Origin of the sequence: Armatimonas sp. (assembly GCF_031410135.1) — a bacterium.
Classification (GTDB): domain Bacteria; phylum Armatimonadota; class Armatimonadia; order Armatimonadales; family Armatimonadaceae; genus Armatimonas.
In genome coordinates, this window is sequence record NZ_JANNYP010000504.1 from 1 (window position 1) to 8,185 (window position 8,185).

The following is an 8,185-nucleotide window of genomic DNA, read 5'->3' on the forward strand; positions in this document are numbered from 1 at the left end:
GCCTTTTTGTATTGTGCTGCCAGGATTTGTTCAAATCGCTCTCGCAGTCTCTGTTTGGTTTGCTCGGTCATCCTGCCATGATGCCCACTTTAGGCGGTGAGTGCAAATCGGCTCCCCTCACCACTTTAATGTCCTGCACCCGAAACTCCCTGCCTTGGGCCAGCGTCGTCGGGTGGCAGGCGCTTCATGGGACACCACAGTGGGTTCCGCCGGAGAGCTCGGGAGGCATTGGGGCGATTCACTTTTGGGGAACCGCCGATCATGGCGAAGCGATCTACAGTGAACATGGCGATCCATCAGGCAGGCGGAATGGCGGAGTGGGAGTGGGAAACCGCTGTGATCGAGTGGACGGCGGATGCTCGCTACGACACGCTGACAATCCATCCCACCAACCATGTGAGTGTGGGGACAGGCCGTCCAGAAGCCACGTACGAGCTGGGCTGGGGGCAGATCCGCCGTGTCCAGCTCGTTCCCCTGCCTTCGCCCACACAGGGAGAGTGATAGGGTGGGTGTCGGTGCCTGGCGTGCTATACTTCTCCAGACATGAAGCTTCCGCTGCGCTCTCTTCTTCCCCTCGCCACTCTTTTCGTTCTGCTCGCTGCTTGGTTTTTTGCCGCAGCACGTGGTTGGCTGGTTCGTCCTACCGGACCCAGCACTCAGATCGGGCTGTTTCCTTCCCCAACCGAGGCACTTGCCGGGTTTTCGGAAGCATCGCGCGATGGCCGCCTTCTCAAAGACACGCTGGCCTCACTGACCCGTGTGCTGGTTGCCTATGTTTTGAGTGTGGGGTTGGGGGTGCCCCTGGGGCTCTGGCTGGGACGCATCGTGGCTGCTCGTGAGGCACTACTCCCTGTCCTGAATTTTCTGCGTGCGCTCTCGCCGCTGGCTTGGATTCCGTTTGCGGTTCTGTGGCTGGGGACGGGGGACACGACCGTGGTTTTTCTGATCTTGCTTGCCGCGCTCCCTCCCGTGGCCGTCACCACAGTCGCTGCCGTCGTGGCCGTTCCCCGTGTCTACTTCCGGGTCGCGGAAGACTATGGGCTCCGTGGACTCAGGCTTTTCTCCCAGGTGCTCTTCCCCGCCATCATGCCGCAGCTGGTGACCATGCTACGGGTGACCATGGGGCTCTGCTGGCTGGTTCTCGTGGCGGCGGAGATGATCGCCGGAGATCGTGGGGTGGGGTTTCTGATCCAGGATGCCAACCAGGCACTCCGCCCGGATCTTATCTTGGTGGGGATGCTGGTGATTGGGGCTCTGGGGATCGCCTTTGACCGCTTGCTGATGCTTCTTACCCGAATACCGTCACTGCGCTGGGGGTGGGAGCGATGAGCGCTTTAGAGCTACGAGGTGTTGGACATACGTTTGGGGGCTTGGAGGTGCTGTGCCCGCTAGATCTCTGTGTCGCGCCGCAGGAATTTCTGGCGATTGTCGGCCCGAGTGGCTCCGGCAAGACCACGCTCCTCTCGATTCTGTCTGGTCACCTGAAGCCATCACAAGGAACAGTGACCCGTACGGGGACGACCCGTACCGTTTATCAGACAGACGGGCTCTTTCCCTGGCGAACGGTGCGCCAGAATATCGCGCTGGGGACAGCCTCTGAGGCAGAGGTTGCCGAGCTTTTAGAGCTTGTCGGGCTGACCGAGTTTGCCAATGCCTACCCACACCAGCTCTCCGGCGGGATGCGCCAGCGTGTCGAGCTGGCACGGGCGCTGGCAGGCAAGACGGACTTACTGCTTCTCGATGAGCCCTTCTCGGCGCTCGACTACCTCACCCGTCTGAAGATGCGCACTGAGCTTGCCCGGCTCTTGGACAAGCGCCCGTGCACGGTGATTCTGGTGACCCATGATATTGAAGAAGCCGCTCAGCTTGCCGATCGGGTCTTGGTTCTCTCGGAGCGCCCCGCCCAAATCCAGTGCGAGTACGCCATCCCCACACCACGTCCCCGGCAAGTCACCTCTCCCGCCGTGGTCGAGGCGACGCATGCACTCCTCACGGCACTGGGTCTGGAGCGCTAGGTTTTCCCCCTCATCCCCCCGCCCCCCGGGTACCCTCTGGGTGCCAATAACTATCGCCCTTCGGGTGGGAGAGGGGGGATCATACCTCTCTAACTCCCCCTCCCTTTCCCGTTATCGGGAGGGAGGGGGGAGGGAGGGGAAACGGAGAGAGGGCTTCATGCAGATTCTCCAAGATGCCGACACGCAGCTTTTTGCGGCGGCGCGGGTGAGCCCGTACTTGCTCTACCACAAAGCCCGTACGGTAGCGGAGGAAGCGGCTCCGGTGGACTCCTTCTACATCGGGTTTCGCCAGGGGGAGAGCGCGATTGTCTACCCGTACAACTGGGACGGCCACGAATACGACGATCCCAATGTGAACACGTTCTCGCCCGAGGGAGTGACGGCGTGGATTGTCAAAAATAAGAAAACCTACTGGTCAAAGACGGATCAGGCGCTGCTTTTGCACCGAGGGCGTGCGTTTGGGGACTCTAGCCGCCGCTCGCGTGAGGGCGTGATTGCGCCGCTGCTTGAGTTCGGTAAGGGGAACCGGCGCGTGATCGGCGTGGTGGCAATGCTCTCCTACACCGAGGGCGTCTATGACGAGAGCACTTGTCGCTTTCTGGAAGGGCTGGCGGAGCTTCTGGTCACCGCACTGGCGCGGCAGCGGGAAGATGCCGAGCGACGGGTACGGTTTGGGACGCCCACGCCCGCCGAGCCTGCAGTCACCCAGACGCTCCGTCGCTTACGCCGCCAGGCTGAGGAGCTCCGAGGGCGCTTTCCCGAACTTGCGCCGCTCTGCCAGACCATCGCCCAAGCGCAGACCGAGACGGTAGAGCTTCTCATCGCTCAGGCAGCACAGGCCGATCCGCTCGCCGGGCTCACCGTACGAGAGCGGGAGATCGCGCAGCTCTTGGCGGGGCCGCTGACGTATCGCGAGCTCGGCGAGGAGCTGGGAATCTCCGAGAAAACCGTCAAGACCCACGCGGCTAATCTCATCAAAAAACTCGATGCGGGGGGGCGTAGCGGCGTGCGCCAACTACTGCTTGGGAGTAGATAGAAATCCGCCCAAAGCTGAGGCGGCAAAGCGCTGAGTTGCCCTATCCTATAAGCCATGAAAGAGATATTTGATTCTAAGTTCCCCGGCACCCACGGTGGTGCTGTCGTCCTAACGGGCAGCAAGCAACAGCGCTACGGCGGCATCCAGACCCGTCTTGTCCCGTGCTCCACCTTCAAGCTCGTGCTCTCCCTGGTTGGGTTGGAGAGCGGGGTGATTCCCTCAGCCAAGACCGTCTGGCGCTGGAACGGGGAACTAGTGGGGCGACCGGAGTGGCGCAAGGACATGGATCTTGCGGTGGCGCTCCAGGAATCGTCGGAGTGGTACTTCCGCGAGGTCGCCCGCAAGCTGGGCGAGAAGCGACTGCGGATTACTCTTCAAGAACTGAACTATGGCAGCGGCTGGAAAGGCAAGCGCCCGGAAGATGCCTGGATTGATGGCTCGCTCACAATCTCTCCGCAGGAGCAAGCAGCTCTGGCAAGTAAGCTCGCGGCGGGTAGCTTGCCATTTGCGAAGGAGCATCAGGCGGTGGTGCGAAAGAGCCTACTCCTCCAAAAAACAGGTAAGTATGCACTTTGGGGAAAAACAGGCTCTTCGGCAAAAGACAAGAACGGGCGCTCACTCGGCTGGTACGTCGGAGCCTACACCGAAGGCGGTCAGGACATCGCCTTTGCTATTGTCCGCCACCTGCCCGACATCATCGGCCCCATGGTGCGCGAAGAGCTCGTGAAGCGCCTCACTCAGTAGTGGTCTAGGAGAGAGCTATGTGCCTTGGGAGATTCGAACTCCCGATCCTCGGCTTATGAGGCCGACGCTTTAACCGCTAAGCCAAAGGCACGAGGGCAATAAAAAAAGCGGCGGCTTCGCCTTTCGGGAAGCCGCCGCTCAGAGAAAACGTGAAGCGGAGAATCGGGATCACACAGGCGAAGCCAAGGCGCTGGGGCAGATTATCTGCCCTATGCGTCGGTTTCGCCAAATTTTCAGAGTCATCACTGTCTGTATCGTAAAGATGGGGGACTTGCTAAAGGAAGCCCTAAGAAACTAGGAAATACACCACGCGGAGCGCTGTGCCTGTGGCCTGCGGGTGGCGCTTTCCCGAGAGTGTTACCGTGAGTGTGTGCGCACCTAGCTTGAGGTCATCGGCGAGGATCACAGCCCAGGGGAGGTGGAGACCACCGCTCCAGGGGGTGAAGGTGTCCTGAGCCGGATAGGGCTTGCCATCTATGATCACTTCCAGCGTCCCTGTGTCTGGCCCGGCGGCAATCATCAGACCCACTGTCTTACCCGTAAACGCGAGCGTAAAGTGGCTTCCTGGGGTGGTGCTGACAAGCGCCGGAACTCTCACAAAGCCCTCGCGTGTGCCCTTGCCATCGGTGGGCTGCCACGATGGGTCAAGAGCGAAGCCAGCAAGCTGTGTCGCCTCGCTGGGAAGCACATAGCGCCCCATGGCGTAGCTGCGGCTGTCTACAGGCTTCGGGAGGGACAACGGCTTGCTGGGGCGTGGTGTGCTCAGTGCAGCATCCAGCAGGTGCGTGATGCTATTGGCGTAGAGCTGGTGACCAAAAGGGGAGGGGTGAAGGTCTTTGAAGTCTTGCTCCCACGTAAACTCACCGGCTGCGATGCGCTCGGCAACCTCACGGGTAAGATCCAGCGACGGGTTCTGGTAGCGCTCGGCCACTTTCTCATGCTGCGCAACCACCAGCGGCATCTTGCCTTGTTTCCAGCTCTGGACGTGCTCGGGCATGGCAAAGTGTAGGTGGATAATATCGCAGTGAGGGAGTGTTGCTCGGACATGGCGCACCACGCCTTCTAAGCCCCGAACCATCCGCTCGGGTGTCGTGAAGTTACTTGGATCATTGACCGCTGCTTCCACAAACAGTAAGTCGGGCGTGCCTTGGGCTAAAACATCTGTCTCCAGCCGAAACGCGTGGGGGACGGAGCCGAGTGACGGAATCCCAGCGCGGATAAAGGTGAACTGGGTCTGGGGGAAGCGTGCGACCAGCCACTGCTCCACGCGGTCGCGCCAGCCATTTTGAGAAAACGTGATCGAGCCCCCCAGAAACGCCACCGTGGCTTTTGGGCCAAAAGCTTTCAAGCCACGGCGTAGCGTGTGGTAGCTCTTGCCACGAGTGAACCGCTTGAAAAACTCGGCACTCTCGGCCACAGCAGGGAGCGGAAAGTGGTGGCCTTGGCTCTCCGATGTTCCCTCGGCCACCGTCACCAGCTCCATCGTCGCTCCCCACTTCTTGAGGCGCCGCTGCGCTTCTAGCGTATTCTCTTCGGCAGGGACGACTCTATCATTGAGGCTAATCACATGGCGTAGGGGGATCTTCGCTTTGGCAATTGTGGAGAGGATGTCTAAGGGGTTCTGGGCGTAGGCAAGCGCTTCTGCCTCACTCTGGAAACCGTAGCGCTCGAAGGCGATCTTCCATACCGCCGGAGCGCCGACTCCCTTGCCTTTGCCACCGGGCCAGCTCTTGAGATCCATGACGGGCGTATCGGCGTAGAGCGCAGCAATCCGTTCCGGGTGCCGCGCGGCATAGCGGTAGGCATAGAGCCCGCCACGACTGACGGCTTCCAAGGCGGGTTTTATCGCCAGTCCTCGGTTCTTGGTCACTTCTTCGTAGAAAGCGTCCCAGAGATCGAGCGCCGCGTCACAGCCCAGCATCTCGCCGGTCTCCAAATAACCAATGTGCCAGCCTGCCGCTAAGAGCGCCCTGTCAATCTCAGCGTGGAAGTCGGGAAATGATGCCCGCCAGACCCAGGGCTTCCCCGGTTGTACGGACTTTGGTTCCGTCAGCCAACCTTCTTTACCTGACACCGAAAAAGAGACACGCCGAAACCCAAACCAATCGGTGATGCGATCCATAGAGAGAGTATGCCTGAGAAATTCAGAAAAACCTTGCTAAATGGGCATTTTTCGCCGATAATCACTTTTGTGAAGATCATAACTGGTGTACTACCTCTAGTTGCCCTGCTCGCTCCGGCAGCTTGGGCACAAGGCGGCTCCCTCGATGTGACTGTCAATACAGGAGCGACGTCTTCCTCAGCGGCGACGCGTGGTGTGGCTGCTCCCTCGTTTACCGTTGCGAAAGCACCACAGACGAAAAGCCTGCCTCCGATCCCGAAAAAAGCAACGCCGAGCCGAGGAAACCTCTCTAGCCGATCGGGGCGACCTCAAGATCAGCCGCAATCTGCACCTACTTCCGTGACCGTACGACCCGCCAAAGTGGCCGTGGACTCCCTCGCAATCCGCTCCACCCGCATCGTCTCCGGTAAGATTCTCTCGACGGCTACCCGTGGGCAGACCCTGGCCGTGATCTCCGAAATGGACGATCTCTATGGTGTGCTGATGGTAAACAACACCATTGGCTGGGTGCCAAAAGAGGCAATGGAGCTTCTTGATTACAATACCGAGATTACCCTTGCGAGCACTCCCAGTGAGCCGAAAACAACAACATCAAGTGGCTTAGCCGATCGCAGTGGCCTCACGGAGAGGCAGCGCCAAGTGCTACGTGAGGCATTTTCGTACATGGGAGTTCCGTATGTCTGGGCGGGAAACACGCGCTCCGGGCTTGATTGCTCTGCCTTCACGAAGAATGTCTATTCCACGATCGGCGTGGATCTCCCCCGGCACTCGGGCCATCAGATTCAAGTGGGGCGTACCATCACCGATACGGGGAACCTGATTGCAGGAGATCGTCTGTACTTCGCCATGAAAGGCGGCTCCACGATCACTCATACAGGTATTTATATTGGGGAAGGCTTCTTTATCCACGCCTCCAGCAACCACAAGTGTGTAGATGTTGATCCACTCTTCAAGAGCTACGTGAACAAGCTCGTCGCCATTCGCCGCGATTAGTTTCGTCATGAGCAAGCCTCCGCCGCGTCTTTCCTATCTAAGTTTGGACTTGTGGCGTGGGCTTGCTAGTGTCATGGTTGTTATTTACCATGCTGCGGGCGTGCATTCGTACCATCATAAAGAACTTATAGGCTCTCCGATATTTCGTCTTGCGGAGTACGGTTGGCTTGGTGTTCAGATGTTTTTTGTCATCAGTGGCTTTTGTATCGCCAATGCTGCTGTTATCTCATTAAGCCGTGATTCCCATCCGCGAGATTTTTTTCTAGCGAGGTTTCGCAGGATTTTCCCTCCTTATTGGTGTTCGTTAATTGTATTTTTTATTTTGTTGAAAATAACGGATTATTTATCATCTCATCATTTTATTGCAGGGAATGGGTTTTCTGAAGGAGTCGATGGACTTTTTAGTTCTCATTACATTTTTTTAAACTTATTTTTAGCTCAGTATTTAATTACAATAGTCACTCGTTTTTCATGGAATATTCCTAGTATTTTGCCGATCAGTTGGACTTTGTGTTATGAACTGGCGTTTTATATTCTCATTGGTTTTGCTCTTGTGGCCGTTGGTCGGCGGTGTGGGGCACGCATGATGTTACGAAGCCTACATTGTCTGACTCTTCTCTGTGTTCTTGCTAATGCTATTTGGGGAACTCTTGTACCCTATCCTTTTTGTATGTGGCCAAATTTTGGTTTTGGCGTAGTTGTCTATGATTTTTTAGGGAATGCAAAAGATCGTGAATCACGAGGATGGCTTGGTATTTTTTTAATTACTTTGCTGAGCATCTTTTCTAAACCCGATTATCTTGTAGGATTTATTCAGCACTTTCGTCTCAGTACAGTCGTCTCTATTTTTTTCGCTTTTATATTAATTGTCCTACACCCGTTTGATTCTCGCATTGGAAAGCATAAGCTTTTCGTGGGGATGATGTGGATAGGAAGCGTGTCTTATAGCCTCTATCTTACTCATCATTATATTTTAAGGGTAGTTCTTCAGTTGTTTGAAAAACTCCGAGTGCCTGACCCTAGTGGGATCTTAGGATTGTTTATCGGAGTTGTGGGGAGCCTTGTATTTGCGCTCCTCTTCTACCGTTTTTGCGAGAAGCCCTTTCTTAAAAAACGACCTGTAAAATAGGAGAGATGCGTTTAGACTGGGACTGTCTGAGCTGGTTGACACTCGGGCTGTGATCGGCTACACTGCCCCCATATGGATCCACAGACGCTTGGTGCACGCATTCAGCGCATAAGGCAGCGCCAGAATTTTTCGGTTCGTGATTTGGC

8 protein-coding genes and 1 tRNA gene are annotated in these 8,185 nt (G+C 56.9%); 7 read left to right on the forward strand and 2 right to left on the reverse strand.

Annotated elements, in window-relative coordinates; all coding sequences use genetic code 11:
* Positions 1 to 261: 261 nt before the first annotated feature.
* From RMO15_RS18685 to RMO15_RS18705, 5 genes are all read left to right on the forward strand, one after another.
* On the forward strand, positions 262 to 501 hold the full coding sequence (locus tag RMO15_RS18685) for a hypothetical protein (RefSeq protein ID WP_309715201.1): 240 nt from the start codon (positions 262 to 264) through the stop codon (positions 499 to 501).
* Between the two features lie 42 nt (positions 502 to 543).
* Positions 544 to 1,329 carry an ABC transporter permease gene (locus RMO15_RS18690; protein ID WP_309715203.1) on the forward strand — a complete coding sequence of 262 codons (786 nt, stop codon included), beginning with the start codon at positions 544 to 546 and terminating at the stop codon, positions 1,327 to 1,329.
* Positions 1,326 to 2,015 (forward strand): ABC transporter ATP-binding protein, encoded by a 690-nt coding sequence (locus RMO15_RS18695; protein ID WP_309715206.1) that lies wholly within the window; start codon positions 1,326 to 1,328, stop codon positions 2,013 to 2,015. Before RMO15_RS18690 ends, RMO15_RS18695 begins: the two co-directional genes overlap by 4 nt.
* Positions 2,016 to 2,172: 157 nt before the next feature.
* A complete protein-coding gene (locus RMO15_RS18700; RefSeq protein WP_309715208.1) occupies positions 2,173 to 3,051 on the forward strand; it encodes a LuxR C-terminal-related transcriptional regulator in 879 nt (292 codons plus the stop codon).
* Between the two features lie 54 nt (positions 3,052 to 3,105).
* The gene (locus tag RMO15_RS18705; RefSeq protein WP_309715210.1) at positions 3,106 to 3,795 is read left to right on the forward strand and encodes a penicillin-binding transpeptidase domain-containing protein; all 690 of its coding nucleotides are present in this window, start codon (positions 3,106 to 3,108) and stop codon (positions 3,793 to 3,795) included.
* An 18-nt stretch (positions 3,796 to 3,813) separates the two neighbouring features.
* Here RMO15_RS18705 and RMO15_RS18710 read toward each other — a convergent pair.
* Together RMO15_RS18710 and RMO15_RS18715 are read right to left on the reverse strand one after the other, a co-directional pair.
* Positions 3,814 to 3,886, reverse strand: a tRNA-Met gene (locus RMO15_RS18710).
* Positions 3,887 to 4,081: 195 nt separating this feature from the next.
* A complete protein-coding gene (locus RMO15_RS18715) occupies positions 4,082 to 5,917 on the reverse strand; it encodes a GDSL-type esterase/lipase family protein (RefSeq protein ID WP_309715213.1) in 1,836 nt (611 codons plus the stop codon).
* A gap of 69 nt (positions 5,918 to 5,986) precedes the next feature.
* Here RMO15_RS18715 and RMO15_RS18720 point away from each other — a divergent pair, with 69 nt between their 5' ends.
* Positions 5,987 to 6,910, forward strand: coding sequence for a C40 family peptidase (locus RMO15_RS18720; protein ID WP_309715215.1), 924 nt, complete (start codon positions 5,987 to 5,989; stop codon positions 6,908 to 6,910).
* A gap of 7 nt (positions 6,911 to 6,917) precedes the next feature.
* Positions 6,918 to 8,039: an acyltransferase gene (locus tag RMO15_RS18725; RefSeq protein WP_309715217.1), complete on the forward strand. Its 1,122-nt coding sequence runs from the start codon at positions 6,918 to 6,920 to the stop codon at positions 8,037 to 8,039.
* Positions 8,040 to 8,185: the final 146 nt, after the last annotated feature.

Coding starts and splice junctions, on each gene's coding strand:
- RMO15_RS18685 (WP_309715201.1), top strand. CDS start 262: ATGGCGAAGCGATCTACAGTGAACATGGCGATCCATCAGGCAGGCGGA.
- RMO15_RS18705 (WP_309715210.1), top strand. CDS start 3,106: ATGAAAGAGATATTTGATTCTAAGTTCCCCGGCACCCACGGTGGTGCT.
- RMO15_RS18715 (WP_309715213.1), bottom strand. CDS start 5,917: ATGGATCGCATCACCGATTGGTTTGGGTTTCGGCGTGTCTCTTTTTCG.
- RMO15_RS18690 (WP_309715203.1), top strand. CDS start 544: ATGAAGCTTCCGCTGCGCTCTCTTCTTCCCCTCGCCACTCTTTTCGTT.
- RMO15_RS18700 (WP_309715208.1), top strand. CDS start 2,173: ATGCAGATTCTCCAAGATGCCGACACGCAGCTTTTTGCGGCGGCGCGG.
- RMO15_RS18725 (WP_309715217.1), top strand. CDS start 6,918: ATGAGCAAGCCTCCGCCGCGTCTTTCCTATCTAAGTTTGGACTTGTGG.
- RMO15_RS18695 (WP_309715206.1), top strand. CDS start 1,326: ATGAGCGCTTTAGAGCTACGAGGTGTTGGACATACGTTTGGGGGCTTG.